Raw genomic sequence first — 26,087 nt, 5'->3', positions numbered from 1 at the left:
GCTGCCTATGCTTTGTGGGTGACCACAAAAGTCTCCGTGGAGGATCTGGTCCGCTCGCCCGCCCTTCAGCTGCGGGTGCTGGCCGGGCGGGCGGGCCTGTCGCGGTCGGTGTCGTGGGCGCACGTCAGCGAGCTCGATGACCCGACGCCGTGGCTGCTGGGGGCCGAGGTCATCATGACCACCGGGATCGGTGTGCCGCGCGGGGCCGCCGAGCAGAGGGCCTACCTGGAACGGCTGGACGACGCGGGGGTGTCGGCGCTGGCGTTGTCGGCCCAGCTGCATGTGCCGCCGTTGCGTCCGGAGTTCGTGGCCGCGGCCGAGGAGCGCGGGATGCCGGTGCTGGAGGTGCCGCTGGCGGTGCCGTTCATCGCCATCGCGCAGGAAGTGGCGGCCGCCGTGCAGGAGGACGCGCGCCAGCGGCTGGGCGCCCAGTTGCAGGTGTTCGGAGCGCTGCGCTGGCTGGCGGCCGAAGATCTCGACAGCGCGACCCTTGTGCGGCGGCTGGAGCGCCTGTCGGGCTACGACGTGTACGCCTGCACGCCGCAGGGACGGCCGCTGCTGGACGGCGTGCCCGTCCCCGACCTGGGGGTCATCCCCGCCGAGCCCGACGCCCCGCCGACGATCGCCGGCGGGTTCGTGTTGCCGGTGCCCGCGCCCGGTGGGCCCGCCGGCTTCATCGTCGCCTTCGAGCGGGAGGGCGCGCGGCCCGCCGGGCTGGCCGTCGCCCAGCACATCGCCACCGTCGCGGCCCTGCGGGTGGCGATGGAGCGCCACGACCGCGAGACCCTGCGCCGCGAAGGCGCGGAGACGCTGGCCGAGCTGCTGCAGGACGTTCTCGATCCGGCGACCGCGCGCCGTCGCCTGGCCAGGCTGGGGCTGACGGGCGAGATGGTCCTGCTCGTGGTGCGCGGCGTGCCGGGCGAGTCGCTGCTGCGCGCCCTCGACGAGGTCCCGCACCTGCTGCTGCGCCGCGGAGAGGACCACCATGTGCTCGGTCCGGCAGATGTCTGTACGGCGGTGGCCGCGCTGCCGGGCCTGTCCGCGGGAGCCTCCCGGCCCTTCCCGGCGGGGGAGTCCACCCGCGTGGCGCAGCGGGAGGCGGGCTGGGCGGCCTCCCGCTCCGGCGAGTCCGGCAAGCCGCTCGTGCACTATGGCGAGGACACCACCGGCCGGTGGCTGCCCGACGACCCCTGGACACTGAACGCCCTGGTCGAGCATGTGCTGGGGCAGGCGCTTGCCTACGACGCGGCGCACGGCTCGCAGCTGGTCACCTCGGTGCGTACATGGATGGAGCGGGACAGGCGTACCGAGGAGGCGGCCCAGGTGCTGCACATCCATCCGAACACGCTGGCCTACCGGCTGCGCCGGTTCGCCGATCTGACCGGGCGCGACCTGTCGTCCAGCGCCGCGTTCACCGAGGTGTGGATGGCCATCCGGGCGGCGCGGGAACTGGACATGTGACCGCCTGGGTCGTCATGGACGCGGGATCTCCACCAGGCCGGCGCACACGATCCCGGCCTCCGTTGGTACAGAGGCCGGGATCGCGTCGTATCTCGCAGTGAACTGCCGGGCCGGCTCTAGAGGGGCAGGCCGCCGCCCGCCGCGCCGCCGAGCAGGCCGCCCAGCAGGCCCAGGAGCACGTTGGAAGCGGGCGCGTCCGCCGAGGACGTCGGTGCGGGCTTCTGCGCATCGGCGTGCGCCGACATCGCCGGCATCACTGCGATGGCGGTGCCGAGCAGCCCGATGGCCGTCAGCCGCGCTGTAGCCTGCATGATCGTCATGTGTTCTCCTCATGGTGTTGTGCATGGAGGCGCTGATCTGGCGACCCACAGTTCAGCTCAGAATGTGGTCGCCGGGCTCTCCTGCAACGCCCGCGTTGATACGACCCAGGCCAAACACCGACCTTCCACTGACCCCAGCGCCCAGATCGAACATCGGCTAGTTGAAACAGTCCTGCTTGTTGAGGGCGATGCCGTACTCGGTGACCTTGCCGCGCGTGAGGCCGAAGGTGTAGTAGGCCTTCTTGTTGCCGGGCACCGTGGTCACATAGAAGCCGTGGACGTCCTTCTTGACGCGTGGGTAGGCCGCCTTCACCTGCTTGGTGGTGGAGCCGATCCTGATGCCTTCCGGGGTTTTCATGCCCTTGGCGGCGAAGATGGCGGCCAGTCCCACCTTCGGTGAGATGTAGACGCCCACCGAGTCCTTGGGCGTCGGGAAGCTCTTCAGGTCCCAGCCGGAGCAGCCGCCGTTGCCCGGCAGCTTCTTGACGACGGCGCCCGTCGCCGTGGCCTGCTTGAGGGTCATGCCGAGCTTGACACTGCCATATCCGTGGGGGCCCAGCGCCGGCCTCGTCTGGGCGTCCGCCGCGGTGGCGCCGGCGATCAGCAGGGAACCGGCAAGCAGCGAGGCCGCAGTCATCGTCTTCATCATGTTCTGCTTTGACTGCGTGTCGCCGGAAAATGTTGCGCGTAGAGCGATCTTTCTCGGCTCGGCGACGAGTCATGGCTTGGACCCCGAGCATCTGGTCACATGGGCGGACAACCTGCCCGGGTTGTCCGCCCACGTGGCCTGAACCGAGGCTATGGGCCTCAGCCGACCGGCAGCCCGTTGATCGGCAGTCCTTGGGTCAGTCCGGCGAGCAGGGTGCCGGGCATGCTGTGGCTCTCGCCGGGCGGTGCCGGTGCGGCTTGGGCGGGAGAGGCCAGAAACAGGCCCGCGGCGGCAACGGGGATCAGGACCAGGTAGCGCATCGTGCTCCTTCAAAGGTCGGCATGGACCTCTGCATCCTGGGCCACGACCTGGGCGGCTGCCATCCGCCTAGCGCGACCTTGACCAACCCCAGACTGGCGGCCGCCCCTTGCCCGACGCTCTCACGGCTCCGTCGTCGTGATGTCGGATGGCCGGGCGGGGCGGCGTTCCAGAACCTCGATCGAAGCCAGGTAGCCCGCCCCGGTCACCCGCGCCCGCACCAGGTCCCCGTCGGCGACGCCGGTCAGCCGGCTCGCGAGCGCGCGAATCGCCCGTACGCGCCGCGGTCCGTGGTCGATGGCCAGGTAGTGCAGTTCGCCGGTGATCTCGGCCGGGTGCAGCCTGATCACCCGGCCCTCCAGCGTCCGGCGCGGCTTGGCGTTCCTCGCCCGGCTCTTCCACACCGCCCTGGTGACCAGCCCGATCGGCAGGATCACGATCAGCATGAACACGACGGTGACGAGCCCACCCCCGACGATCATGATCATCGAGATGACGAACGGCGCCGGGTCGTCGGGAGCCAGGGTACGCAGGCCGTACCAGATGCTCACCCCCAGCGCGCTCCCCACCCAGACGCAGAAGATCAGAGAGAGCAGCAGCCCGGTGATCACCTTGCTCTGGCCGGGGTAGGTGACCCGGACCCGGTGCCAGAGCCCGCCGTGGTCGGACCAGGCGTGCTCCTGATCGCGCGGCAGCAGCACCGGAAGGCTGGCCAGCGCGGCGCGGGTGAGCCCGAACGCGGCGGCGTAGGCGAGTTGCCTGCCCCAGATCGTCACCGCGGCCGACGGCAGGCTGTCCACGTGCGCGATCCCGCGCAGGTGCGCGCGCACGCCCAGCCAATGCCCGGCGGCGGCCCGGCCGCGCCCGGTCAGTCGTTCGCCGCCCAGGCGCTTGTCGAAGGCGGTCGTCGCGACGAGCCCGATCAGGAGGATGTGCGGCGTGAGCGCGCCCACCGGCCTGGGCATCAGCGTCAGGTCGGCCAGCACGCCCCACAGGAGGAAGGCGAGCAGCCCGGTGATCGACATACCGGTGCCGGGGCCGCCCGCCTTCCCGGTCAGGCCCAGCGCACGCGCCTCCGCGATCACGCTCTTCTCGAATCCGTCCTGCCATCGCCGCAGGTCGCGGCTGCCCTCGGCGATCGCCTCGGTGGCGACCACGCCAGTGCCGCCCAGCGTGGTGAGATGGTCCAGGACCATCGTCTCGTACGGCTTGAGCCCGTCCCTGGCACGATCCCGGCGCAGCCGTACCAGGCAGAGGTGGGGCCCGACCTCCTCGATCCCGGCGTATCCCCGCGCCGCCAGATCCAGCACGGTGGCCGCGGCCGCCTCGTGGGTGAGCGTGCCGTTCTCGGTGATCAGGTCGACCACGGCGGGCGAGAGCTCCTCGAACTCCGGCGCCGCCGCGCCCCGGCCCACGCGTGGCCCCTTGGCGGCACGGATGCGCCGGATGACCTGCAGCGACCACAGCAGGGTGAAGGCGGCCGCCGCGATCGCGAGCGCCGGAGCCAGCGTGACGAGCTCGTCCTCGACCGGCACGCTCAGAACCTGACCTCGACCGGCCCGCGCTCGGGGTCGGCGGTGCGGAAGTATTCGCGTTCCCGGTGCCCGGTCAGCCCGGCCACGAGGTTGGACGGGACCGTGTGCAGCGCGTTGTTGTAGGCGAGCACGGCGTCGTTGTAGTACTGCCGGGCGTAGGCGATGCGGTTCTCGCCGGTGGCCAGTTCCTCCTGCAATGCGGCGAAGTTCTCGCCGGCCCGCAGCTGGGGGTATGCCTCCGCGATCGCCATGACGCCGCCGATGGCCGCGCTGAGCGCGGACTCGGCCTGCGCCCGTCGCTCCGGACCGGCCGGCCGCACGGCTTCGCTTCTGGCCGCGAGCACCGCCTCCAGCGTCCGGCGTTCGTGCGCGGCGTAACCCTGGACCGCGCGCACAAGGTTGGGGACGAGGTCGTGGCGGCGTTTGAGCTGCACGTCGATCTGCGACCAGGCGTTGTCGACGGCGTTGCGCTTGACCACGAGGCTGTTGTAGATCAGGACGACCAGGAGCACGCTCAGCAGGAGCAGGGCGAGCAGCGTCAGGTAGAGGGCCACTTTCTTCATTTACCGCCCGTCGCTTGCAGGCGGCATGACGATTTCATAAAGCGACCACACCGGCGTACGGCGTAAACCATCATGGTTTACTGTGTACACCATGAGCCTTCCGACTACGGCGGAGAAGATCGCCGACGCCGCGCGGGGCATTCTCGTGAGTGAGGGAGCCGCGGCCGTCACCATGCGGCGAGTGGCCGTCCTGGCCGGAGTGTCGCCGATGGCGGCCTACAAGCATTTCCCCAGCCGTCAGGCGCTGCTCGACGCGGTGGCCGAACGGGCCTTTCGCGAACTGGCCGGAGGGTGGGGGGCCAGAGCCCCGAGCGGTTCCTGGGAGGACCGGGCGTTCGGTCTGCTGGAGGACTTTCTCGATTTCGCCCTGGGGCGGCCCCATCTGTACACGTTCCTCATGACCGACCGCCGTGAGCGGGCCCGGCGTTTTCCCGAGGACTTCGAAGGTGGCGCGCCGCCGTTCGGGCTGCTCGTCGAGCTGGTGAAGGAGGGCATGCGCGAGCGGGTGCTGCGTCAGGACGATCCGCTGGAGGTGACGCTGGCGCTGACGGCGCCCGTCCAAGGGCTCGTGCAGCTCTACCTCGGCGGCCGCATCGGCCTGGAGGAGGACGGCTTTCGCGAGCTGTGTAAGCGTACGGTGCGGAGGCTTTTCGATGGCGTCCAATAGCTGGAGGCGGCGGGCCTGGATCGCGGGCGCGGCCGTCCTGGTCCTCGTGGTCGCGGCGGCGGGAGCCGGAGCCTGGTACGGCAGCGATCAATCGATCAAGGTCGTGCACTACGGCACGAGCGACACCCGGGTGCTCGCCGTCCAGGGCGACACGGTGACGCTGACGCGGACGCCGCAGTCGGCCAAGCCGGGCACGTACTGGCTGGAGTGGAGCGGCGCGTACTCGATGCTCGGAGACGTCGTGTCCGACGCGCCGGGCGGGGTCACGCGCAAGGTGCTGCGCGGTCCGGTCCCCTCCGTGGGAACCCCCGGCTTCTTCGGCAACGTGCCTCCCGGCGATCCGAAGGTCGCCTGGGGAATCGGCTACACCGAGATCATGGTCCCCACCGAACTCGGACCCGCCCCGGCCTGGTACGTGCCGGGCGACGGCACCACGTGGGTCGTCGCCGTGCACGGGCAGAACGGGCGGCGCAAGGCCGAGCTGAAGATCCTGCCCGTCGTGCACCGGCTGGGGCTCCCCTTCCTGGACATCACCTACCGCAACGACGAAGGCGCCCCGCCCTCACCCGACGGCCTGCTGCACCTGGGCGACGCGGAGTGGCGCGACCTGGAGGCGTCCCTGCGTCAGGCGCGGACCATGGGAGCGCGCCGATTCATCCTGTACGGCACGTCGATGGGCGGCCAGATCGTCGGGCAGTTCCTCGGCCGCTCGCCGCTCGCGAACCTGGTCGACCGCGTCATCATGGACGCGCCCATGATCGACGTGCGGATGACCGCGGAACAGGGCGCCAGAAACCTCCACCTGCCCACCGTCACGGCAGGGCTGGCCGGCCAGGTCACCGAGTGGCGCACTGGCGTCGACACCGACCGGCTCAGCCTGATCCGCCATCCGCCGCGGATCAGGCCGCCCCTCCTGCTGATCCACACCGTCCCCGACACCGAACACCCGATCCAGGAGGCACACGGCCTCGTCGCCACGGGCGCGCGCCTGGGCTGGAAGATCCAGTTCGAGCCGTTCGCGCAGGGCGGGCACACCGAGGCCTGGAACGTGGACCGCGCCCGCTACGACCGGCTCGTACGTGACTTCCTGTCCCCGGCCACAACCGCACCCTAGCGGCGCGTTGTCCGGGGCTCATGGACTCGTGCCCTGCCGTTCGGGCAGGGACCAGCTCGCCAGCAACCGCAGCGCCTCCTGCGAGGGCGAGCCGGGCTCGGCGGCATAGGCCACCAGCACCTGGTCGGCCTCCCCGGTCACCGTGAACGACTGGAAGCTCAGCGACAGCTCGCCCACCACCGGATGGCGAAGCAGCTTGGTCCCGCGCGTCTTCTCCAGCACGTTGTGATCGGCCCACCAGCGGCGGAAGTGCGCGTTCTTCACCGACAACTCGCCCACCAGCGCCGCCAGCCGGGCGTCGTCCGGATACTGGGCCGCCTTCAACCGCAGGTAGGCGACGATCTCCCTGGCCTTCTTCGTCCAGTCGACGAAGACCTCCTTGCTCGCCTCGTCGAGGAAGCAGAAGCGCGCCCAGTTACGGTGCCCGTCCAGGCCGGTGTAGAGCGCGGAGGCCAGGCGGTTCCAGGCCAGAACCTCGCTCCTGTGGTCGATCACGTAGGCGGGCACGCCCTCCATGGCGTCGAGCAGGTGCCGTAGCCGGGGGCCGACCGTGCGCCGGACGTGCCGCGGGCGCTGGGGCGCGCGCACCGGCCTGGCCAGGCTGAACAGGTAGGTGCGCTCGTCCTGGTCCAGGCCGAGCGTCCTGGCCAGCGCGTTGAGCACCTCTTCCGACACCCCGCCGCCGCGTCCCTGCTCCAGCCGCGTGTAGTAGTCGGCGCTCATCCCCGCGAGCTGCGCGAGCTCCTCCCTGCGCAGGCCGGGCACGCGACGGCGTCCGCCGTACGACGGCAGGCCCGTCTCCTCGGGACGGACGCGCGCGCGACGCGACTTGAGGAATTCGCCCAGTTCGTTCACCCCGCCATTATCGGCCCGCCCGGCCGGGCGAGCCTGGCCCTGTCAGACCCAGGAAAAGCAGGTCCCTGGGTACGGCATGCGGCGGGCGGCAGAGTCGGCGCCATGACCAACAACCTCGCGGGCCGTACCGCCGTCGTCACCGGAGCTTCCAGCGGCATCGGAGCGGCGACCGCCGCGCTGCTGGCCGCCAGGGGCGCCAGGGTCGCGCTGCTGGCCCGGCGCGAAGAGCGGCTGACCGGCCTCGTCCAGGAGATCAAGCGGGCCGGTGGGGAGGCGATCGCCGTCGCCGCCGACGTGGCCGGCTCCGCTTCGGTGGCCACGGCCGTCCGGCGGGTGCTCGGTGTCTTCGGCGGAGTGGACCTCGTCGTCAACAACGCCGGGATCATGCTGCCCGCCCCCGCCGAACAGGCCGACCTCGCCGACTGGGAGCGCCAGATCGACGTCAACGTCACCGGCGCGCTGCGCGTCGTCCACGCGCTCACGCCCTCCCTGCTGCGGGCGGCGGCCACCGGACCCTCCGACCTGATCAACATCTCCTCGATCGCCTCGCACGTGCCCTTCCCCAGCTTCGCCGCCTACACCGCGAGCAAGGCCGCCGTCACCCACCTGTCCACGACCCTGCGCGCCGAACTCGGCGGCCGCGGGGTGCGGGTCACCGCCGTCGAACCGGGGGTGGTCGCCACCGAGTTGCAGGGGCACGTCACCGATCCCGCGGCCAACGAGTGGCTCGACGGGCTGATCGGCAGCATCGAGGTGCTGACGGCCCAGGACGTGGCGGAGGTGATCGCGTTCACGGCGGCTCGGCCGGCACATGTCAATCTCTCGCGCATCGCCCTGTATCCGACTCGGCAGACGTAACTCCCAGGAGGCCGTCTCGGAGCTGATGGCGGTCGAGGCGTTGATCTTCCTCGTGGCCGGCATCTCGGTGATCTCGGTGCTGGCCGACGCCTTCACCGGCTCGTACGCGCGGCCGTTCGCGTTGGTGACGGTCAGGGGCGCCGCGTCGGTGATCTCGGCGCCCGGCAGGAACAGCAGGCTCGGCGGGCCCAGCAGGTCCGGCTCCTGAACAGCGTTGGCTCCGGTGCCCGCACCGGGTCTGAACTCTGCCTGCCAAAGCGCGCACCGGTCAGAGGGTGAGGCTCCAGGACATAAGGGTTCCCGTATCTCCCTTGTAGGCGTCGCGCACCCTCAACCGCCACGTCCCGCTCCTGGTCTCCGCGCTCAGGTCGACGGGGAAGTCGGCGACCAGGTCGGCGGCGGAGTCGTCCGGGCCGGCGCCCTTGAGCGAGTAGACCGTGCCGTCCGGCGCGATCAGGTCAAGGACCAGGTCGCCGCGGTAGCTGTGCCGGATGTTGACCGAGACCTTGGAGGTGGGGGAACCGTTCCCCGCACAGCCCGTCACCTCCAGGCTGCGTTCGACGGTCGTGCGGTCGGGTAGCTCGGCGCCTTGGCCGTCGGTGAACGGACCACAGGGCGGCGTCGCGGGCGGGATGTGCAACAGCCGGTTGGGCGATCCGGAGCCGGCATCGGTCACCTTGCCGGTGGTCGCGGAACTCACAAGGGACTCCTGAATCTGCGCGGGCGTGATGCCCGGATCGGCGCTGAGGAGCAGCGCGGCGGCGCCGGCCACGTGGGGCGAGGCCATCGAGGTGCCACTGATGGTGTTCGTCGCGTTGTCGGAGGTGTGCCAGGCCGAGGTGATGCCGCCTCCCGGCGCGAACAGGTCCAGGCAACGTCCCCAGTTGGAGGTGCCGCGCCGGCTGTCGTCGGAGTTCGCCGCACCCGCCGTGATCACCTCGGGCACGGAAGGAGGCCCGACTCCGCACGCGTCGGCGTTGTCGTTCGCCGCGGCCGCGACATAGGTGTAGCCGCGGCGGATCGAGGACTGGATCGCGGTGGTCAGCGCCGAGCTGACCGCGGTCTTCACGCTCACGTTGACCACCGCGGGCGCGGTGCCGTTGGCCGCGATCCAGTCGACCCCCGACAGGACGCCGGAGCCGGGCCCCCTGCCGTCGCAGCCCAGCACGCGCACGGCGATCAGCGACGCCTTCTTGGCCACCCCGTGCAGGGTTCCTCCGATGGTGCCGGCGACGTGGGTGCCGTGGCCGTTGCAGTCACTCGCCACGTCGTCGCCGTCGTGGAGGTCGCGCCCGTATGCGGCTCTGCCGCCGAAGTCGGCATGGCTGATCCGGATGCCGGTGTCGATCACGTAGGCGCGGACCCCTTCGGCCGTGCCCGCATAGGTGTAGGAGCGCGACAGCGGCAGGTCACGCTGATCGATGCGGTCCAGGCCCCAGCTCGGCGGGTTGTCCTGGCGGTCGGCGACGGTCGTCATCTGATCCTGCTCGACGTAGGCGACGGCGGGGTCGGCCGCCAGGCGCCGCGCGTCCCGCTCGCTCATCGCGGTGGAGAAGCCCGTGATGGCGGTGGTGTAGGTACGCTCGACCCGGCCGCCGTAGCGCTCGGCCAGCCGCCTGGCCGCCGGTGGCACGCCGCCGCGCAGGTCCGCGGTGTTCTTGAGGATGACGATGTACTGGTCGGGGATGGCCACGGCGGGGTCGGCCGCGACGAGCCGGCCCGGTGGTGGATCTGCGTGGGCGACGCCAGATGGTACGGCTGCCGCGGCCACGGCCAGGCCGAAGGCGCTCGTCGCGCGTAAGGCCAGGGTGCGGATGCGTCGTCTCATGGCCACAACGTCGCGCCAAACACCGCACTTGTGGGACATCCAGTGCCGCTGGCACTAATGCGCCACGATCAAGAGATTAAATATGGGCAAATCCGGATAAATCAGGACCAGGTGGGCCATGCCGGAGGCGTCAAATCACGGAACGGCCAGTGTTGAGCCGGGCAGGACCCCGGCCTCACCTTGGCGAAGGGCATCCAGCCTGCTCGTGGCATTCACTGAATGAGGTCACGCGCCATTGACTCGGCTGTCATGGCGGGTAGTTTCCGTACCGCCGTGGGCCTACGGAGTCACACCCCCCATCCGAGAGGACCCATTCCGTGATTCATCACAAGCATCGGCGCCGGCTCATGGCCGGCGCGACATGCCTGGTGATGCTGGTGGCGCTCGGCGCGGGCACCGCGCACGCCGAGTCCCGCATCCCCGCGACGGCACCCGCGCAAGCCGTGCCCGTACAAGCTGTGCCCGTACAAGCCGTGCCCGTACAAGCAGAGGCCGTACAAGCAGAGGCCGGCCACGTGCCGCAGCTGGCGGAGGCCGGCGCGGTCATCCAACCCGCCTCGGCGTCGGGCAAGACGGCACGCGAGGTGTGCGGCCGCGGTGCCACCTGGCTGCGCCTCCGCTTCACCGAGCTGGATCTGCGCGGCGACGACAGCCTGACCATCACCGGCGCGAAAGGCGGCGGCTTCCGTTTCACCGGCCGCCAATGGCGCGGACGGGCCTTCACGACACGCGCGTTCCCCGGCGAGTGCGTCAAGGTCGAGCCGCGTTTCGCCGACCCGGCCAGCACGTACGCCGTGGACGGCGTCCAGACCGGCACCCAGCCGCTCGAGTCGGCCGAGGTGGTTGTCGCGGGCGCGGGCGACATCTGCGGCAGCGCCTGCTCAGAAACCGGCAAACTGATCACCGCCATCAACCCCGCGGCCGTCTTCACCACCGGCGACAACGCCTACGACAGCGGCACGCTCAGCGAGTACCGCGGTGCCTACCATCGCACCTGGGGCCCCTTCTTCGGCAAGACCTACCCCACGGCGGGCAACCACGAGTACAACACCAGCGGCGCCTCCGGATACTTCGACTACTTCGGCGCACGTGCGGGAGCCCGCGGGAAGGGCTACTACAGCTGGGACATCGGCGACTGGCACTTCATCGCCCTCAACAGCAACATCTCGATGAGCGCGGGCTCGGCCCAGGAGCAGTGGCTACGCGCGGACCTGGCCGCCAACACGAAGCCGTGCACGGCCGCGTACCTGCACCACCCGCTCTACAACGTCGGCAACCACAGCCCCTCCACCGGCACCCGCCCGCTGTGGAAGGCGTTGTACGACCACAAGGCCGACCTGATGCTGGCCGGTCACGACCACAACTATCAGCGCTGGGCCCTTCAGGACCACCAAGGCAACGCCAAGGCGGACGGCGTCAGAGAGATCCTGGTCGGCACCGGCGGCAAGAGCTTCTACGGCCTCAGCTCGAGCAACCCCGCCAACCTCCAGGCCAAGAACGCCAACACGCACGGCGTGCTCAAGCTGACGCTCTCGGCCACCGGCTACAAGTTCGACTTCGTGCCGATCGCCGGCCGTACCTTCACCGACTCCGGTTCGGCCACCTGCCACAAGGCCGGCTCGACCGAGCCTGGCTTCACGATGAGCGCCGACCCGGCCACGCTCACCGTCGCGCCCGGCGCCTCCGGCAGTTCCAGCGTCAACGTGGCCGGAGTCAATGGGTTCTCGGGCACCACCAACCTGACGGTCACCGCGCCGTCCGGTGTGAGCGCGAGCCTGTCGCCGTCATCGGTGACGGTCCCGAATGGAGGTACGGCAAGCGCCGCCCTCACCATCTCGGTGGCGCAGTCCGCCCCGGCGGGCACCCACACGCTGACCGTGACCGGCACGTCCGGCACGATCACCCGCACCACCACCGTCCGGCTGGTGATCGGGATCCCGCCGGCCTTCGCCGATGACTTCGAGCAAGACCATGGCTGGACCGTCAACCCCGCGGGCACCGACACCGCCACCGGCGGACGATGGGAGCGCGGCGACCCCGAGGAGACCGCAGAATCCGGCATCAAGCAACTCGGCAACGCGGTCAGCGGCGCCAATGTGCTGGTCACCGGCAGGCTGGCCGGGTCGGGGCCTGGCGCGCACGACGTCGACGGCGGCCTCACCAGCGTGCGGTCACCCGCGATCGAACTGCCTTCCGGCGCCTCCACGCTGAAGCTGTCCTACACCTTCGCCCACCGAGACAACTCCTCCACCAGCGACTACCTGCGTATCAAGGTGATCGGCTCGACCACCGTCACGGTCCTGGAAAGGCTCGGCACCGCATCCACCGACCTTGACGGCGCGTGGACGCCGGTCACCGCGGACCTGTCGGCCCTCGCGGGACAGAGCGTGCGGATCCTCGTCGAAGCGGCCGACGCCGGCACAGCCAGCCTCATCGAGGCGGCCGTCGACGACGTGAGCGTCACATCGGCGGTCTCGGGCGGGACGACGTTCGGCAACGACACCGACATGCCCGTCGCGGACCAGGCCACGGTGGAGAGCCCCATCGAGGTCACCGGCCGCGAAGGCAACGCCCCCGCCGCGCTGCGAGTCACGGCGCGGATCACCCACCCCTACCGCGGCGATCTCGCCGTGGAGCTGGTCGCCCCCGGCGGGCGCGTCTTCCCGCTCAAGGCGGCACGCAACAAGGAGGACGGCGCCGACGTGGCCATCGACACCACCGTGGACGCCTCATCGGTGATGGCCAACGGGACGTGGCGGTTACGCGTCAAGGACACTCTCGCGCAGGACAACGGCGTCCTGACCGGGTGGAGCCTGACCTTCTGACCGACACGCGGGGTGCGGGGAGCATCGGCCCCGCACCCCTTCCCGGAGGTGTGCTGTGTATCTGTCCTCGACGTACGTGTCCTCCACGGGACCCCGGCGGCGGCTACGCGTGGGCGGCGTGCCCGCGACGGTGTTCGCGCTCGGCCTGGTCAGCTTCTTCACCGACGTGTCAGCGGAGATGGTGGCCGCGTTTCTGCCCATGTACCTGATGTACGGGCTGGGTGCGGGCCTGCTTCAGCTCGGCCTGCTCGACGGCCTCTACACCGGGGCGAGCGCACTGCTGCGGGTGGCCGGCGGCCACCTGGCCGATCGGTGGTCGCGGCCCAAGGCGGTGGCGTTATGCGGCTACGGCCTGTCGGCGCTGAGCAAGCTGGCCTTCCCGCTGGCAGGCGGCGCGCTCGGCGGGATCGGCGCGGCGATCGCGGTGGACAGGGCCGGCAAAGGGCTGCGTGCCGCCCCGCGCGACGCCCTCATCACCGCCGCCACCCCGCCGCGGTTGCTCGGCGCCGCCTTCGGCGTGCACCGGGCCTTGGACACGGCCGGCGCGCTGCTGGGCCCCATCGCGGTTTTCGCGCTGGTGGGCGCGGTCGGCGACGCCTACGACGCGGTGTTCGTCGTCAGCTTCTGCCTGGCGCTGGTCGGCATCGTGATCCTTGCCGCCTTCGTGCGGAATCATCCGATACGGCCTGCCGTACCGGCGGAGGCTCACCTGCCCGGACGGCAAGCCGCACGGGCAGGGGCCGGTGTGCGTGAGGGGCTGCGGCTGCTGGCCGAGCGCCCCCTCCGCCGGGTGACGCTCTTCGCGTCGCTCCTGGGCCTGGCCACCGCGGGCGACGCGATCCTCTTCGTCGCGGTACAGCGTCAAGCCGGGCTCCCGGTCTCCGCGCTGCCTCTTCTCCCTCTGGCCACCTCGCTGGTCTTCCTGGCCGCCGCGGTCCCGCTGGGCAGGCTGGCCGACAAGGTCGGCGGATGGCGGATCTTCCTGATGGGCCACGCACTCCTCGCACTGTCGTACCTCTTCGTGGCCCATCCGGGCACCGCCGCCGCCGCCCTCCTGCTGCACGGCCTGTTCTACGCCTCGACCGACGGCGTGCTGATGGCCCACCTCGCCGGCATGCTCCCCGCACATCTGCGTGCCACCGGCCTGGCCGTCACCCAGACCGGGCAGGCGTTGGCCCGCATGGCAGGAGCGATCGGCTTCGGGTTCCTGGCCACCGGACTCGACCTGCGCTGGTGCTTCCTGATCTGCGCCACGCTCCTCCTGTCAACCCTGCTCGCCGCCTGGAGGTCGGGCACATGAGACGCATCCTCGTCGCGATCGCCTCGATCGCTACCATCCTCCTGGCCGGCGGGGGCTATGTCGCCTGGGCGATCAGAGGCGATGACCGCCTGGCCGAACCGGCCGCCGCGGCGCCAAGACAGCCCCTGCTGGTCTTCCTCGACGGCGGGCGCACCCTGGCGGAGGTCCCGCTCAGCCGGCCGGACGCCACCCCGGTTCGCCGCGGGCCGAGTTGCCTGCGATCCCACACCTCGGGCGGAACCACCATCTGCCTGCGTCCTGTCGCCATACCCGCCGGATTCGAGGCGGTGATCCTGCGAGGTGGCGAGCCGGCGGCCGGGCCGATCCACGTCGACGGCACGCCCAGCCGGGCCCGTGTCTCACCCAGCGGGCGGCTGGCCGCCTGGACCGTCTTTCGCACCGGCGACTCCTATGATCCAGGCGCCTTCGCCACCACCACCGGCATCTACGACACCGTGACCGGCGCGCACCACGGTTCGCTCGAGGACTTCTCCGTGGTCGTGAACGGCAGGCCGTACACGCGAGAGGATCGCAACTTCTGGGGCGTGACCTTCGCCGACGACGAAGCCTTCTACGTCACGATGAGCTCGGCCGGGCGAATCTGGCTGATGCGTGGCCGGTTGTCCAGCCGGGTACTCACCGCCATACGGTCAGGCGTGGAGTGCCCCTCGCTCTCTCCCGACGGCACCCGCCTGGCCTTCAAGAAGCGGGCCGGCGACCGGTGGCGGCTCCATGTCCTCGACCTCGCGAGCGGCAAGGAGATCCCGCTCGCCGAGCGAGCCGGCATCGACGATCAGGCGGCCTGGCTCGACAACGGCACCGTCGCGTACGCGCGGCCGGTCCGCGGCGAGCGCCCCTCGCTGTTCGCCGTCCCGGCCGACGGCAGCGGCGCACCCCGTCTGCTGCGCGCCGACGCCACCTCCCCGGCGCCGGTCAGTCCCACTCCCAGATGACGCTGTGGATACCGGGCTCCGGATCGAACACGATGTGGGCGGCGACCAGCGTGCCACCGATCCACAGCTCATCGCCGGCCGGCCGCGGGCGATCGATCGACGGCTGGAAGCAAGCCCGGCATTTCGCCGGCCGTGCCTCCCTGTCGAACTCGACCTCCATGGTCAGCTCGCGCATGCCGGGTTCCACCCGAAAGCTCGCGTAGGGGTCCAGATGTCCGGGTGGGAAGGCGAGGGTGTACTCCATCACCGCCATCCCGCCCTCGGGCAGCACCCGGTCCAGGATCATCTCGTGCACCTCGAAGCCCGTCTCATGGTCGCTCCTGATCCTGCCGGGGCGCCAGCCGCGGGCGCGCTCGACGACCGGGCCCTGCACACCCGCCATGTAGGAGCGATGCACCATCAGGTCCCGGCCCACCCGCGCCGCGCGAGCGCGTACCACCACCTGTTTGGTGATCGTGCGGATCTGCCGGTGTGCGTCGAGCTGAACCAGCATGCTGTGGCGCAGCCGTACCAGCTGAGAGAGGTCGTCGGGGGTGGCCTCGACCTGGGCCAGCACACGCCGCAGCCCCTCGGGTCTGGCCCAGCTCTGGTCGGGCCTTCGCGAGGCCGCGGCCTGCTGCCCGATCCACCGGCCCCTGGGCCGAGGCGGGCCGAGCAGCCCGACCAGCGAATCCGGCGGTACGGCGAGCACCTCCTCCAGCACGTGCACCGCACGAAGCGAGTCGGCTCGCTCCGGCTGAGTACGTCCAGACTGCCAATAGCTCAGCGCGGTCCTGCTCACCGAGAGACCCTGCTCGCGCAGGTGGTGCTGGAGCCGGTCAAGGCTCAGCCCGCTCTCCTGTACGGCCAGCCGTAACGCCGCGCTGAACGGACCGTTCGCCAGCGCCCCACGTAACTCCTCCCGCATCGCTACAGCCACCCTCTGCGCGCGGCCGCGGCCGCCAGCTGAAAGCGGCTGGTCGTGGCCGTCCGCGCCATGAGCTGCTCAAGGCGGCGGTAGAAGGTCCGGCGGCTCAGCCCCAGCGTCTCCGCCGCCCTGTTGTCGCTCACGCCCGCGTTGAGCAGGACGAGCAGCTTGCGATCCGCGGGGTTGATGGACCCGCTCCCGCCGTCCGACAGGTGCAACGGCACGGACATGGTCCAGCACGTCTCGAAAAGCCCGATCAGCGCCTCCAGCAGACCTCCCGCATAGACAATGGTGAGCGTGGCCGCAGGTCCCTCGGCCGGCCTGGCGAGCCAGGCCAGGTCGTTGTCCAGGATGGTCATGTTGACCGGCAGCACGGTCGTCACCCGCGCCTGCTCGCCCGCCTCCATACAGGGGTTGACGTTGTCCTCCAGATAGCCGGGCAGTTCGAGACACTCACGTGAGTAGACCACCCGGTAGCGCATCCCGCGGCCGAGCTGCTCGATCTCGGTCCTGTTGGCGGCGCCGAACAGATGCGGCGGCCGGTCGAGCCGGCGGATCTCGTGCCGGGCACTGTTCACAAGCTGCCTGATGCGAACTTTGACCGCCACGCCTGTGACCACTTCGACCGGCGATTCGACGTCAGCCCTACGTGCGGATCTGCGGTGCGTCTCGAACGCCTGGCTCACGGCGATCCTCGCCTGTTCCAGGTCGGCCTGGTGCCGATGCACCAGCGCCTCCAACCCGGCTTCCGGAACGACCGCGCGCACCACCCTGTCGGTGCCTTGGATGTCGTGCCGGGCCACCAGGCCCCAGGTGATCAGGTCCTTCAGCGCGACGCGCACGGCCTCGTGGCCCATGCGCAGTGCCGCGGCCAGCTCTCCCTCACTCGCCTGCTGGACCCAGAGCAGCCGCTCGTAGACCTGGGCGGTTTCAGCCCGTAGGCCTAAGAGCAGGAGCTGATGGCGCAGATCACTCTGTTCCACTCCGTCACTATAGACAGCCGGATGACCCCTTCCTAGGAGCCCGCAGGCGGCCGGGCAGCGCGCCCGCTCCACGATGACCAGGTGCCGTGCGGACCGTATGGGCGCCCTCCAGGACCGGACGCGCTTGACCAGCCGGCTCGCCCTCCGCCCGGCTTCCCGTGAAAGCGCGACCGCACCCACCTCAAGGCCGCTCCGTGTAGGCGGGGGAGCGGCCGATTCGCGGCCGCGCTCGGCGCGCCGGCCCATCCATACGCTATAAATGTAGCGATACATGTGTAGCGAATGGAGAAGCGTCATGCACGACGTCGTCATCGTGGGAGCCGGTCCCACCGGGCTCATGGCCGCCTGCGAGCTCGCACTGGCCGGCATTCCCTGCACGATCGTGGACAAGCGCGGCAACGAGTCCAACGTCACGCGGGCTTTCGGTCTGCACGCCCGAGCCCTGGAACTGCTCGACGCCCGAGGCATGGGCGACCAACTGGTCGCGGCAGGCAACCCGCTCAAGACGGTGTATCCCGCCTACGCCTCACGGGTCGACTTCGGGCGGCTCGACACGCGGTACCCGATGCTGCTGCTCGTGCCCCAGAACGGCACCGAGAAGCTCTTGCGGCGGCGTGCCGCCGAACTCGGCGTACAGATCCGCCGCGACGCCCACGTGGCCGGCCTGACCCAGGACGCCGAATCCGTCCGGCTGAGACTTCAGGACGGAGGCGAACTGGAGGCCAGATACGTCATCGGAGCCGACGGCGCCCACAGCACCGTCCGCGACCTGGTCGACGTGGGCTTCGCCGGCGCGGCCTACAGCCTGCCCATGCTGCTGGCCGATGTGCGCATTCCCACCTCAGAACCGCCGCCCATCACCCAGGTCGGCACGCGGGGCGTGGTGGTGACCCTCCCGTTCGGCGACGGATGGTTCCGCGTCGGCGCATGGCTGCGCGACGGACAGGAGAACGCGGGCTTCGCCCAGATCCGCGAGGCCTTCCGCCGGATCGCCGGCACCGACTACGACATGAGCGAGCCGCGCTGGTTCTCCCGCTTCACCGCCGAACGCCGCCAGGCCCGCACGTACCGATCGGGGCGGGTGTTCCTGGCCGGAGACGCCGCCCACGTGAACTCGCCCATCGGCGGCCAGGGCATGAACACCGGCATCCAGGACGCCATCAACCTGGGCTGGAAGCTCGCCGCCACGCTGCACGGCTGGGGGCCGCCCCGTCTGCTCGACACCTACCACGCCGAACGGCACCCCGTCGGCTCCGCCGTCCTGGCCATGACCGACCACCTCACCGGGCTGGTGCTCAGCGGTTCACGCGTGCGCCTGGAACTCAACCGGCGCATCATGGCGACCCTGCTCCACACCGCTCCCGGCCGCCGCCATATCCTCGGCAGGCTGTCCGGCCTGGAGTTCGCCTACGCGCCCGGCGAGCCGGACGCCCACCCGCTGGCCGGGCGCCGCGCGGCCGACGGCCCGACAGACGCGGGCCGCCTCTACGAGGTGCTGCGCGCCGGCGCCTTCGTCCTGCTCTCCGGCAAGGACGTGCCGGCCCCCTGGCGCCATCGCGTACGGCACGCCAGACCCCTGGGCGGCACCAGACCCGAGGCCACGCTGATCCGCCCGGACGGCTACGTGGCCTGGGCCGGGGATCACACCGGCATCGAAACGGCTCTGGTGAAATGGTGTGGCCCCGCCGACCACACCGACAGGAAACGAAATCGTGCCACCGCCTAACCCACAGCGCCGCGACCACCTGGCAGACGCGGCCATCACGGTGCTGGCCGAGCAAGGCTCACGCGGATTGACCCACAGAGCCGTCGACACCGCCGCCGCCGTACCGGCCGGCACGACCTCTCGCTACTTCCGCACCCGCGACGCGCTGCTCAACGGAGTCATCGAGCGGATCACCCGCCGGCTCGGCGAACACGTGGACGCCCACACCATCCGGCCGATCTCGCCCGCCGATCTGGAGGAAGCGCTGGTCGCCGTCCTGACGACGATGCTGACCGACGACCAGCACGACCCGCTGGCCCTGTTCGAGCTGCACCTGGAGAGCACCAGGAACCCCCGCCTGCGGCACACGCTGACCGACGCCCTGCACGGCCGAAGCGACCTCATCATCCGCCAATGCCGCGCCGCCGGAATCGACATCAGCCAGGACGACGCCATGCTCCTGGAGATGAGCGTGCTGGGCATTCTCTTCACCGCCCTCACCACCGGCGTGCCCGAATCCCCCGGCGAGCTGATCCGCACCGCCGTACGGGCTCTCCTGGCCCACCACCAAAAGCCGACGGCGACATAGCCCACTTCGGGGGCGCCACACGAACCCCGATGCCCCCATAGGGCCTTGTCCCGTATGGGTCTGGCCTTCCCGCGGCCCTGTGTGGGCTTCTTGCGGGGCTCTCCCCGGTCGCCGGGAAGGTGCCCCTGAAGCGGTGGTGCTCAGCGCCTGTCCAGCGGGCCGTCGCCTGGTTGCGGCTCATTCGTCTGACGCGGTACCGCTCCTCCGGAAGGCGCGGGTCGCCGCACCTGGCCTTCGCGGGGGACGATGAGATATGGGCCTTCGCATAGTGGTGGGCATGGAACGCGGCGCCGTCCCAGATGAACTGGCCGGCGCATTGCGGCGGGAGGGGGCGGTGGTGCTGCCACCGCGCCCGGAACTGCCGGATGTCCTGATAGCGCTGTTCCCCGACACGATGAGCGCCCCGGAGGCGGCCGAGCGGGCCGCGCGCCTGCCCGGCGTGGCCTACGCGGAACCGGAGGAGTTCCGCTTTGGCGGCTGAGGCGTCACGACCAGCTGACCGGCGACAACGGGATCGCGTCGCGTGGGTCGTGGAGGCGAAGCAGGGTCAGGCCGATCCCGGCGGTGCCCAGGAACAGGTCGGGCGTCTCGCCCCGATGGAGCTCGTGGGGCAGGCCGCACGGCCAGGTACCCATCCGGTCCCGGTGTTCGATCATCAGCGTGCCGATCTTCCGCGCCGCCCGTAGATGCGCGTCTTCCTTCAGGACGGTCGCGGCCGTGATGAGCAGCTCCGCGGCTCCGGACAGGCCGTGGCAGAGGGACAGATCGACGGGCTGGTGCTCGCGGGAGGCCGTTCCAGCGCGGATGGTCAAGTCCCGGACGGCCTGGATCGCGAGGGAGGCTTCGGCCAGGGCCGTGGTGTCCCGGGTCAGTTCGTGGGCGCGGAGTCTGCTCAGGCCGATCCCTACCGCGCCGTGACACCAGAAGGCGGGATAGCCGGGAGGCTGCGCGCGCAGGTCGGGCCAGTTGCCGTGGAAGGGCGAGCACCAGGAACGTTCGTAGCGCATGGCGGCGGTGGCCGCCTCGATGTCGCCGGTCTCCAGCAGGGCGAGGGCGGGCCCGGAGGCGCCATGGGCCAGGCCGGTCAGGTGAGGCGGCCAGGATCGGCCCCAGGGCTCCGGGGCCGAGGCGGCCTTGAGGTCACGTGCCAGGGACAGGGTGGCGTCGCGGAGGACGGGGTTTCCGGTGATCCGATGGGCGTGGGTGAGCCCGATGATGATCCCGGCGGTTCCGCTGATCAGGTCGTGGCCGCCGGAGGGGCAGGGCGTCCGGGTGATCGACAGGCAGAGTTTCTCGCCCTCGGTGACCAAGCCGTCGTCGCCCAGGAGCCGCCCGGCGAGCAGTGCTGCGAGGGCGATGCCGGTGGCGCCGTCGTACAGGCCCAGCCGGCTCTGCCGTACCAGGTCAGGGGCTTGAGTGAGGGAGCGGGTGATCGCTTCCGCGGCCAGGTTCGCGAAGCGGCCGGTGGGGTCGTGCCGCGCGGCGCAGCTCAGGAACAGGCCGATGCCGGCCGACCCGCTGTACAGGTCGTCGCCGGTGTCGCCGATCCGCACGTGTGGGTCGTCGTCCGTGCCGCCGACGATGGCGCCGTGCCAGTGGCCGCCTGGGCGCGCGCTCTCGGCCAGGTCGTGGGCGATGGCGATCGCGCTGTGCAGGAGCGCGCTCACGCCGCCGCCCATGGCCGGTGGAGGGCGATGCCCGCGGCGCTCAGGCCGTTCAGGAGGCTAGCGCGCAGATCCTTCCGATCGGTGCCCGCGCGCAAGGCCGCCACCAGCGCGGCCGCCAGCACCCGGCAGCGGCTCTGCCCGAAACTCTCGCCGCCTGCGGGTTGCTCGGCGTGGGCGAGGCCGGGAGCCAAGCGCAGGCTCAGCGGGGGAACGGCGGGCCGCAGCAGGGAGCCGATGTCCAGGTGGACCTCCTGGAGCGCGGTGTGCGCCTGTTCCTCGCGTTCGCGTTCGTAGTAGATGACGAGGCTGTCGACACGGGCGTAGCCGTCCGCGGCCGACGGGCACTTGAGCGAGTGCCGCAGCCCCTCTCGTTCCAGGCGCGCGGTGACCGCGTGCAGCACCGGCGCGGCGGCGCCGGCGGGCAGGTTCAGGTAGGCCCGGTTGATGGGAGGTTCGGGCTCGTCGGGGGAGCGGGCGCACCAGAATCCGCTGTCCTGATCCGTCCAGTCTTGGCGGCGTACGACGTCGAGCAGGTCACCGGGAGCCGGCGGTACGGCCGGGCGCAGCGGCAGGACGTATTCCCCCGGCTGGACGGCCCGCGAGCGCCCCTGCCGGGACACCACGCAGCGCCCGTCGGGCGAGGCGGCTGTGACGAGCCAGCCACCGTCGAACCGCTCGGCTCCCGCGTGCGCGGCGCGCAACAGCGCGGTGAGGTCGCCCATTCTGGCCGGGGGGTCGACACCGAAGGGCGGCAGGTACCAGCCGGTGTAGAGGGCGTCGGTCACGCGTTCGCAGGCGTCGGCGGCGGCCGGATCGCACCGTTCGCCCGCCACGCGCACACCGTCGTCGTCCGCGATCTCCACGAGGTTCACCAGCCGGTCCAGCGCGATCAGCACGGAATGCCTCATGCGGGTCTCCGCGTCGTGGCCAGGCGCAGGGCCAGCTCGACAGCCGGCTCGGCGGCGCGGGGGTCGGCCGTGTGCTCGGCCTGTTCCAGGGCGAGGTGCGCGAGCCGGGCGATCGTGAACAGCTCGCGACGCCGGGTGGAGTCTCCCGACGCTCCATAAGCGTCGACGAACGCCGGGATATGGGCACCTGTGTGGAAAGCGAGTTGGTCGGCGATGACGCAGGCGACGTCCCAGGCCGGATCGCCCAGCCCGGACAACTCCCAGTCGATCACACGAATCCGATCGCCGGCCACCACGCAGTTGTCGGCCTTGAGATCCCCGTGCACCAGGCAGCCGGCCCGCCACGCGGCGGCGCCTTCCCGGAGGACGTCGCTCAGTAGCGGGTCCGCAGCCAGACGGGCGCCGAGACCGCGCGCGGCGTCGGTGGTCAGCGCCCACTCCTCGGGCGAGGTGTCCGGCAGCCGCAGGATTCCCGCCGACCTGGTCGGCGGGATCGGCAGCCCGGACGTCGCGCGATGCCAGCCCGAACACAGCTCTCCCAGCGACGCGGCGCTCTGGGCGGTGAAAGCCGTCAGCGGCCGCCCGGCCGCGCCGATCACGAGGACCTGCGCGCGCTCGTCGAGGAGGACGGCCCGCGGAACGGCGGCCGCCAGCGCGTCGTTCCATCCGGCCAGCCGGTAGGCCAGCAGTTCGGCCGCCAGATCCCGCCCGCTGTCCCGGGCGCTTCTGCTCAGCCGTTTGACCACGTGCCCGGCGGCCAGCCGTACGTCATGGAAGCGCGACAGATCGACGATCTCGGCGCCCGCGGCGTCGATCCCCGCCGCCGCGAGCGCCTGAACCGCGGACGGCGGATCACGCCAGGCCGCCTCCGTCACTGTCCGTAGTCGATTCCGTAGGGGTCATCGCCATATGGGTCATAGCTCTCGTAATCCTCGCCCATACCCAGCGGCGATCCTGGTCCCGTCGGACAGCGGATCTGGACCGACCTGCACGGAATCTGGATGGATGGGCAGGGAAGCTGAACGGTGACCCGGCAGATCACCTCACGGGTCAGGGGTACGCACGGAATTCGGATGGACGGGCAGGTGAAGATGGGCAGGGACGGGCGGCACGGGACGGGCGTCAGCGTCCTCCTCGGCGGGCAGGCGCGATCCAGCGCGGCCCTGGCATCGACCAGACCCGAGCCGTACTGCTCGTTCGGCAGCGGATCACCGGGATTGTCCCGCAGCGGCCGTGCGGTGTCCCGGATGATCTGCCCGACCTGCGCGCCCGGCAGTCCGGGGTTGCAGGAAAGGATCAGCGCCGCGACGCCCGCGACATGCGGGGCGGCCATCGACGTGCCGTTCGAGATGGCGTAGGTGTCGTCCCAGTAGGTGCTGAGCACGTTGACCCCGGGCGCCGCCACGTCGATGTGCGGTCCCGTTTGCGAGAAGGCGGCCCGGCGATCGGTGGCCTCGATCGCGCCGACGGCGATCACATCGGGGAAGGCTGCCGGGAAACTGGGATTGTTCGTCCCGTCGTTGCCCATGGCCGCGACCACGACGACGCCCCGGCCGATGGCGTAGGCGACGGCGTCGCGCTCCACGAACGTGTTGGCGCTCCCGCCCAGGCTCAGATTGATCACGTGGGCGCCGTGGTCGGCCGCCCACCGGATGCCGGCCGCGATATCGGCCGAACTGCCCATGCCCCTGATACGGCCCGTCGGCGTGTGCCTGACACGGGCCAGCACCCGGACCGGCAGCAGGCGGCAATTCCAGGTGACCCCGGCCACGCCGACGCCGTCGTTGCTCAGGCAGGCGATCGTGCCCGCCACGTGGGTGCCGTGCCCCACTTCGTCCTGCGGGTCGTTGTCCCTGCCGAAGAAGTCGCCTTCCAGTACGAAGCCCGGGGGAAGGCCGGCCGGTGTGGGATTGGGTCCCAGATCGACCAGGTCACTCCCGGGCAGCAGCAGCGGGGCCAGCTGAGGATGATTCAGATCCACGCCCGAGTCGACGACCGCGACGGTGACGTTCGCACTGCCCGTGCTGCGGTCCCACGCCGCCGGACAGTTGATCTTCGCCAGTCCCCACTGCTGCGCGTAGTCCGGATCATTCGGTACGGCGAAGCTCTCGCGATACCGGTTCGGTTCGGCCGCCTCGACCTCCCCCAGCGCGGCGAGCCGGTCGACCACGTCGCCGACCTCGTTGGCGGGATCGAAGCGCACCTTGTACGTCGCGGTCATCGGGGTGAGCTCCGCCGCGACCGCGAACCCCCGCTCGACCCGCGGGGGAGGCGGCGGATGCACCGCGGTGACGGAGGTGACGCCAATGCCATTGAGGACGCCGTCCAGGTCGTCGACGCCGAAGCCGGCGGAGAAGCCCGTCAGGCCACGGGAGGGTCCCGCCGGGATGCTCACCGTGAGGCCGGCCGCCACTTCCGTCCGGAGCTGCACCACCACCTCCCCGGGGACGACGTTGCCGGCGTCCGGGCCGAAGATCGGAAGGTAGTCGTCGCCTGAACCGTGCATGGCGCCTCCGTTTCCGGATGAACGGCCCTCAGCGTCTCACCGCGTCAGGGCGTCAACAAGGCGCGGAGGGTGTCCTGATGCGGCCATGACCAGGACAAACGGGCTCTTGGCCGGGATACTGCAGCTCCGGCGTCAACTCGGATGCCGGTCGCGACCGGCTCTGGTTCGCGGCCTTCGCCGCGACTGATGCAGCGCGGCCGACGTGCTTCCGGGATCGGCTACTTCAAACTCTTCACGCTACCCGGCGAAACGCGCGGTGGCGGATCCACGGCTAAGGTGCAGTGCGTCTCCGCCTGGAAGCCCTCCAGGTAGGCGATGGCGGTCACACTCCAGGCGTACACGCGAACGGTCCGGAGGAATCTGATCTGGAATGAACGCACCCAATGACCCTGCCGGCTCCGCCAGGTCCTCCCGGGATCCGGCGTCGGCCGGCGCGTCACCTCCCCGCATCGCGGAACCCACCCAGGAAGAACTGGACGGGTTGCCAGTCGAAAAGCGCCTGGAACTACTGGAGGCCCAACGGCAGCGCGATGACCAGGAGCGCGAACGCCGACGGCTGAACCGCCACCAGTGGTTCAACAGCGTAGGGATCCTGCTGGGCGCCCTCTTCACCGCCGGCAGCCTGATCGTGACCGCAGTTACGTTGCGCAACGGGCAGGAGGAGCTGCGAACCGCACGCGAGGGACAAATCACCGATCGGTACACCAAAGCAGTCGAACAACTTGCTTCGCCCGCGACCGATGTGCGGTTCGGTGGGATCTACGCCTTACAGCGGATCGCCGCCGATTCCCCTAGGGACCGCCTCACCGTGCGCAGCGTGCTGGCGGCGTTCGTCCGCAACCACGATCTGTGCGCGCCACGGCCCGCGCCGCAATGTACCGCCTCGATCGCCGAACTCGCCGTGGTCCGGAACATCGCGGACGTGCCGCCAGATGTCCACGCGGCCCTCACCATCGCCTCTGGCCTGACTGTCCCGGGGGACCCGCGCACCGACTTCTCCCAGGTCCGCTTCCCCCGCGCGGCGCTCGAGGGCATCCGGCTGAGCCGTGCGGACCTGGAGGGGGCCGATCTGACGTGGGCCGGGTTGCGGGGCGCGGACCTGAGCGGTGTGAACGCGCCGGAGGCGTGCCTCACCTACGCGCGGCTACGTGGCGCAGACCTGAGCAAGGCGAACCTGAGACTCGCCGAACTGTCCGGAGCCGATCTGACAGGAGCGAACCTGTCTGGCGCCGATCTGCGCGGTGCCGATCTGCAGGGTGTGACCGGGATGACCCCAGACCAGATCCGGGCCGCCGCCAGCACCGACTCAGCCACCCGGTTTGGCGAGAAACGGGTCGGACCACAATCATGCGGACCGCCCAACAAGCTCGGCGGACCGCTCGAAGGAGACCCCGAACCTCTCCACTCCGGGTAACGCCGGAGAGCGGACCATGCCTCAACGCCGCACCCATCCACCTCCCGCCACCTCACGGAGGGGCCAACGTCGCCGAGCCGGTCTGGGGCGGGTGAAGGCTTCACCATGGGCATGCGGTTCTGCGGCCGAGGCGTAACGCCCCTTCGATCATGGCCACGTGTC

The 26,087-nt window shown here is 70.8% G+C and carries 25 protein-coding genes; 12 read left to right on the top strand and 13 right to left on the bottom strand.

Translation table 11 applies throughout. From position 1 onward, the window contains the following. Positions 1-18: 18 nt before the first annotated feature. Positions 19-1,461: a PucR family transcriptional regulator gene (locus ACIBHY_RS40355; RefSeq protein WP_397309488.1), complete on the top strand. Its 1,443-nt coding sequence runs from the start codon at positions 19-21 to the stop codon at positions 1,459-1,461. Positions 1,462-1,577: 116 nt separating this feature from the next. Here ACIBHY_RS40355 and ACIBHY_RS40350 read toward each other — a convergent pair whose 3' ends face one another. From ACIBHY_RS40350 to ACIBHY_RS40330, 5 genes are all read right to left on the bottom strand, one after another. Beyond that, positions 1,578-1,781, bottom strand: coding sequence for a hypothetical protein (locus ACIBHY_RS40350; protein ID WP_397254105.1), 204 nt, complete (start codon positions 1,779-1,781; stop codon positions 1,578-1,580). 157 nt (positions 1,782-1,938) lie between these two features. After that, positions 1,939-2,418, bottom strand: a complete 480-nt coding sequence (locus ACIBHY_RS40345) for a hypothetical protein (protein ID WP_397254103.1) — start codon at positions 2,416-2,418, stop codon at positions 1,939-1,941. Positions 2,419-2,588: 170 nt separating this feature from the next. Next, on the bottom strand, positions 2,589-2,750 hold the full coding sequence (locus ACIBHY_RS40340; RefSeq protein WP_184963816.1) for a hypothetical protein: 162 nt from the start codon (positions 2,748-2,750) through the stop codon (positions 2,589-2,591). A 120-nt stretch (positions 2,751-2,870) separates the two neighbouring features. After that, positions 2,871-4,283, bottom strand: coding sequence for a DUF2207 family protein (locus ACIBHY_RS40335; protein ID WP_397309487.1), 1,413 nt, complete (start codon positions 4,281-4,283; stop codon positions 2,871-2,873). Positions 4,284-4,285: 2 nt separating this feature from the next. Further along, on the bottom strand, positions 4,286-4,846 hold the full coding sequence (locus ACIBHY_RS40330) for a LemA family protein (protein WP_397309486.1): 561 nt from the start codon (positions 4,844-4,846) through the stop codon (positions 4,286-4,288). A gap of 91 nt (positions 4,847-4,937) precedes the next feature. Between ACIBHY_RS40330 and ACIBHY_RS40325 the strand changes: the two genes are divergently transcribed. Beyond that, a complete protein-coding gene (locus ACIBHY_RS40325; RefSeq protein WP_397254097.1) occupies positions 4,938-5,513 on the top strand; it encodes a TetR/AcrR family transcriptional regulator in 576 nt (191 codons plus the stop codon). Then, positions 5,500-6,627, top strand: a complete 1,128-nt coding sequence (locus ACIBHY_RS40320) for an alpha/beta hydrolase family protein (RefSeq protein WP_397254095.1) — start codon at positions 5,500-5,502, stop codon at positions 6,625-6,627. Before ACIBHY_RS40325 ends, ACIBHY_RS40320 begins: the two co-directional genes overlap by 14 nt. A gap of 18 nt (positions 6,628-6,645) precedes the next feature. Here the strand turns inward: ACIBHY_RS40320 and ACIBHY_RS40315 are convergent, their stop codons facing one another. Continuing rightward, positions 6,646-7,482, bottom strand: a complete 837-nt coding sequence (locus ACIBHY_RS40315) for a helix-turn-helix transcriptional regulator (RefSeq protein ID WP_397254093.1) — start codon at positions 7,480-7,482, stop codon at positions 6,646-6,648. 102 nt (positions 7,483-7,584) lie between these two features. On the opposite strand from ACIBHY_RS40315, the gene ACIBHY_RS40310 reads away from it, so the two are divergent. Together ACIBHY_RS40310 and ACIBHY_RS40305 are read left to right on the top strand one after the other, a co-directional pair. Beyond that, the gene (locus ACIBHY_RS40310) at positions 7,585-8,340 is read left to right on the top strand and encodes an SDR family oxidoreductase (RefSeq protein ID WP_397309485.1); all 756 of its coding nucleotides are present in this window, start codon (positions 7,585-7,587) and stop codon (positions 8,338-8,340) included. 25 nt (positions 8,341-8,365) lie between these two features. After that, entirely contained in the window at positions 8,366-8,548 is a 183-nt protein-coding gene (locus ACIBHY_RS40305) for a hypothetical protein (protein ID WP_397309483.1), read from the top strand. 60 nt (positions 8,549-8,608) lie between these two features. On the opposite strand, the gene ACIBHY_RS40300 is transcribed toward ACIBHY_RS40305, so the two are convergent. Beyond that, a complete protein-coding gene (locus ACIBHY_RS40300; RefSeq protein WP_397309482.1) occupies positions 8,609-10,168 on the bottom strand; it encodes a S8 family serine peptidase in 1,560 nt (519 codons plus the stop codon). 317 nt (positions 10,169-10,485) lie between these two features. Here ACIBHY_RS40300 and ACIBHY_RS40295 point away from each other — a divergent pair, with 317 nt between their 5' ends. Genes ACIBHY_RS40295 through ACIBHY_RS40285 form a run of 3 tightly spaced genes read left to right on the top strand, consistent with a single transcriptional unit; the run spans position 10,486 to position 15,246 of the window. Continuing rightward, complete coding sequence (locus ACIBHY_RS40295; protein ID WP_397309481.1) at positions 10,486-12,993, top strand: proprotein convertase P-domain-containing protein; 2,508 nt, start codon at positions 10,486-10,488, stop codon at positions 12,991-12,993. Positions 12,994-13,048: 55 nt separating this feature from the next. Then, positions 13,049-14,293 carry an MFS transporter gene (locus tag ACIBHY_RS40290; protein WP_397309480.1) on the top strand — a complete coding sequence of 415 codons (1,245 nt, stop codon included), beginning with the start codon at positions 13,049-13,051 and terminating at the stop codon, positions 14,291-14,293. Next, positions 14,290-15,246, top strand: coding sequence for a TolB family protein (locus ACIBHY_RS40285; RefSeq protein WP_397309479.1), 957 nt, complete (start codon positions 14,290-14,292; stop codon positions 15,244-15,246). The genes ACIBHY_RS40290 and ACIBHY_RS40285 overlap by 4 nt, the downstream gene beginning before the upstream one ends. Here ACIBHY_RS40285 and ACIBHY_RS40280 read toward each other — a convergent pair. Further along, positions 15,227-16,153, bottom strand: coding sequence for a hypothetical protein (locus tag ACIBHY_RS40280; protein ID WP_397254079.1), 927 nt, complete (start codon positions 16,151-16,153; stop codon positions 15,227-15,229). The two genes, ACIBHY_RS40285 and ACIBHY_RS40280, sit on opposite strands and share 20 nt — an antisense overlap. Positions 16,154-16,155: 2 nt before the next feature. Next, complete coding sequence (locus ACIBHY_RS40275) at positions 16,156-17,136, bottom strand: helix-turn-helix domain-containing protein (protein ID WP_397309478.1); 981 nt, start codon at positions 17,134-17,136, stop codon at positions 16,156-16,158. Positions 17,137-17,431: 295 nt separating this feature from the next. Between ACIBHY_RS40275 and ACIBHY_RS40270 the strand changes: the two genes are divergently transcribed. The 3 genes from ACIBHY_RS40270 (at position 17,432) to ACIBHY_RS40260 (ending at position 19,911) form a co-directional block, all read left to right on the top strand. Next, on the top strand, positions 17,432-18,862 hold the full coding sequence (locus tag ACIBHY_RS40270) for an FAD-dependent monooxygenase (RefSeq protein ID WP_397309477.1): 1,431 nt from the start codon (positions 17,432-17,434) through the stop codon (positions 18,860-18,862). Next, positions 18,849-19,430 (top strand): TetR/AcrR family transcriptional regulator, encoded by a 582-nt coding sequence (locus ACIBHY_RS40265; RefSeq protein ID WP_397309476.1) that lies wholly within the window; start codon positions 18,849-18,851, stop codon positions 19,428-19,430. The genes ACIBHY_RS40270 and ACIBHY_RS40265 overlap by 14 nt, the downstream gene beginning before the upstream one ends. Positions 19,431-19,707: 277 nt before the next feature. Then, on the top strand, positions 19,708-19,911 hold the full coding sequence (locus ACIBHY_RS40260; protein ID WP_397309475.1) for a hypothetical protein: 204 nt from the start codon (positions 19,708-19,710) through the stop codon (positions 19,909-19,911). A 4-nt stretch (positions 19,912-19,915) separates the two neighbouring features. Here the strand turns inward: ACIBHY_RS40260 and ACIBHY_RS40255 are convergent, their stop codons facing one another. From ACIBHY_RS40255 to ACIBHY_RS40240, 4 genes are read right to left on the bottom strand one after another with little or no spacing between them, the layout of a single operon-like run. Continuing rightward, positions 19,916-21,097 carry a lanthionine synthetase LanC family protein gene (locus ACIBHY_RS40255; RefSeq protein WP_397309474.1) on the bottom strand — a complete coding sequence of 394 codons (1,182 nt, stop codon included), beginning with the start codon at positions 21,095-21,097 and terminating at the stop codon, positions 19,916-19,918. Then, positions 21,094-22,005, bottom strand: coding sequence for a T3SS effector HopA1 family protein (locus ACIBHY_RS40250; RefSeq protein WP_397309473.1), 912 nt, complete (start codon positions 22,003-22,005; stop codon positions 21,094-21,096). The genes ACIBHY_RS40255 and ACIBHY_RS40250 overlap by 4 nt, the downstream gene beginning before the upstream one ends. Beyond that, the gene (locus ACIBHY_RS40245) at positions 22,002-22,880 is read right to left on the bottom strand and encodes a phosphotransferase (protein ID WP_397309472.1); all 879 of its coding nucleotides are present in this window, start codon (positions 22,878-22,880) and stop codon (positions 22,002-22,004) included. The genes ACIBHY_RS40250 and ACIBHY_RS40245 overlap by 4 nt, the downstream gene beginning before the upstream one ends. After that, a complete protein-coding gene (locus tag ACIBHY_RS40240; protein ID WP_397254063.1) occupies positions 22,877-24,511 on the bottom strand; it encodes a S8 family serine peptidase in 1,635 nt (544 codons plus the stop codon). The genes ACIBHY_RS40245 and ACIBHY_RS40240 overlap by 4 nt, the downstream gene beginning before the upstream one ends. A gap of 370 nt (positions 24,512-24,881) precedes the next feature. Here ACIBHY_RS40240 and ACIBHY_RS40235 point away from each other — a divergent pair, with 370 nt between their 5' ends. After that, a complete protein-coding gene (locus ACIBHY_RS40235; RefSeq protein ID WP_397309471.1) occupies positions 24,882-25,925 on the top strand; it encodes a pentapeptide repeat-containing protein in 1,044 nt (347 codons plus the stop codon). Positions 25,926-26,087 lie beyond the last annotated feature (162 nt).

Origin of the sequence: Nonomuraea sp. NPDC050547, from assembly GCF_044457345.1 — a bacterium.
Classification (GTDB): domain Bacteria; phylum Actinomycetota; class Actinomycetes; order Streptosporangiales; family Streptosporangiaceae; genus Nonomuraea.
This window is presented reverse-complemented; position numbering and strand designations above follow the sequence as displayed.

Bases quoted from the DNA above. Each gene is read 5' to 3' on its own strand.
- ACIBHY_RS40345 (WP_397254103.1), bottom strand. From the start codon at position 2,418: ATGACTGCGGCCTCGCTGCTTGCCGGTTCCCTGCTGATCGCCGGCGCC.
- ACIBHY_RS40285 (WP_397309479.1), top strand. From the start codon at position 14,290: ATGAGACGCATCCTCGTCGCGATCGCCTCGATCGCTACCATCCTCCTG.
- ACIBHY_RS40235 (WP_397309471.1), top strand. From the start codon at position 24,882: ATGAACGCACCCAATGACCCTGCCGGCTCCGCCAGGTCCTCCCGGGAT.
- ACIBHY_RS40330 (WP_397309486.1), bottom strand. From the start codon at position 4,846: ATGAAGAAAGTGGCCCTCTACCTGACGCTGCTCGCCCTGCTCCTGCTG.
- ACIBHY_RS40305 (WP_397309483.1), top strand. From the start codon at position 8,366: ATGGCGGTCGAGGCGTTGATCTTCCTCGTGGCCGGCATCTCGGTGATC.
- ACIBHY_RS40310 (WP_397309485.1), top strand. From the start codon at position 7,585: ATGACCAACAACCTCGCGGGCCGTACCGCCGTCGTCACCGGAGCTTCC.
- ACIBHY_RS40325 (WP_397254097.1), top strand. From the start codon at position 4,938: ATGAGCCTTCCGACTACGGCGGAGAAGATCGCCGACGCCGCGCGGGGC.
- ACIBHY_RS40250 (WP_397309473.1), bottom strand. From the start codon at position 22,005: ATGAGGCATTCCGTGCTGATCGCGCTGGACCGGCTGGTGAACCTCGTG.
- ACIBHY_RS40280 (WP_397254079.1), bottom strand. From the start codon at position 16,153: ATGCGGGAGGAGTTACGTGGGGCGCTGGCGAACGGTCCGTTCAGCGCG.
- ACIBHY_RS40240 (WP_397254063.1), bottom strand. From the start codon at position 24,511: ATGCACGGTTCAGGCGACGACTACCTTCCGATCTTCGGCCCGGACGCC.
- ACIBHY_RS40260 (WP_397309475.1), top strand. From the start codon at position 19,708: ATGGAACGCGGCGCCGTCCCAGATGAACTGGCCGGCGCATTGCGGCGG.
- ACIBHY_RS40340 (WP_184963816.1), bottom strand. From the start codon at position 2,750: ATGCGCTACCTGGTCCTGATCCCCGTTGCCGCCGCGGGCCTGTTTCTG.
- ACIBHY_RS40350 (WP_397254105.1), bottom strand. From the start codon at position 1,781: ATGACGATCATGCAGGCTACAGCGCGGCTGACGGCCATCGGGCTGCTC.
- ACIBHY_RS40300 (WP_397309482.1), bottom strand. From the start codon at position 10,168: ATGAGACGACGCATCCGCACCCTGGCCTTACGCGCGACGAGCGCCTTC.
- ACIBHY_RS40320 (WP_397254095.1), top strand. From the start codon at position 5,500: ATGGCGTCCAATAGCTGGAGGCGGCGGGCCTGGATCGCGGGCGCGGCC.
- ACIBHY_RS40270 (WP_397309477.1), top strand. From the start codon at position 17,432: ATGCACGACGTCGTCATCGTGGGAGCCGGTCCCACCGGGCTCATGGCC.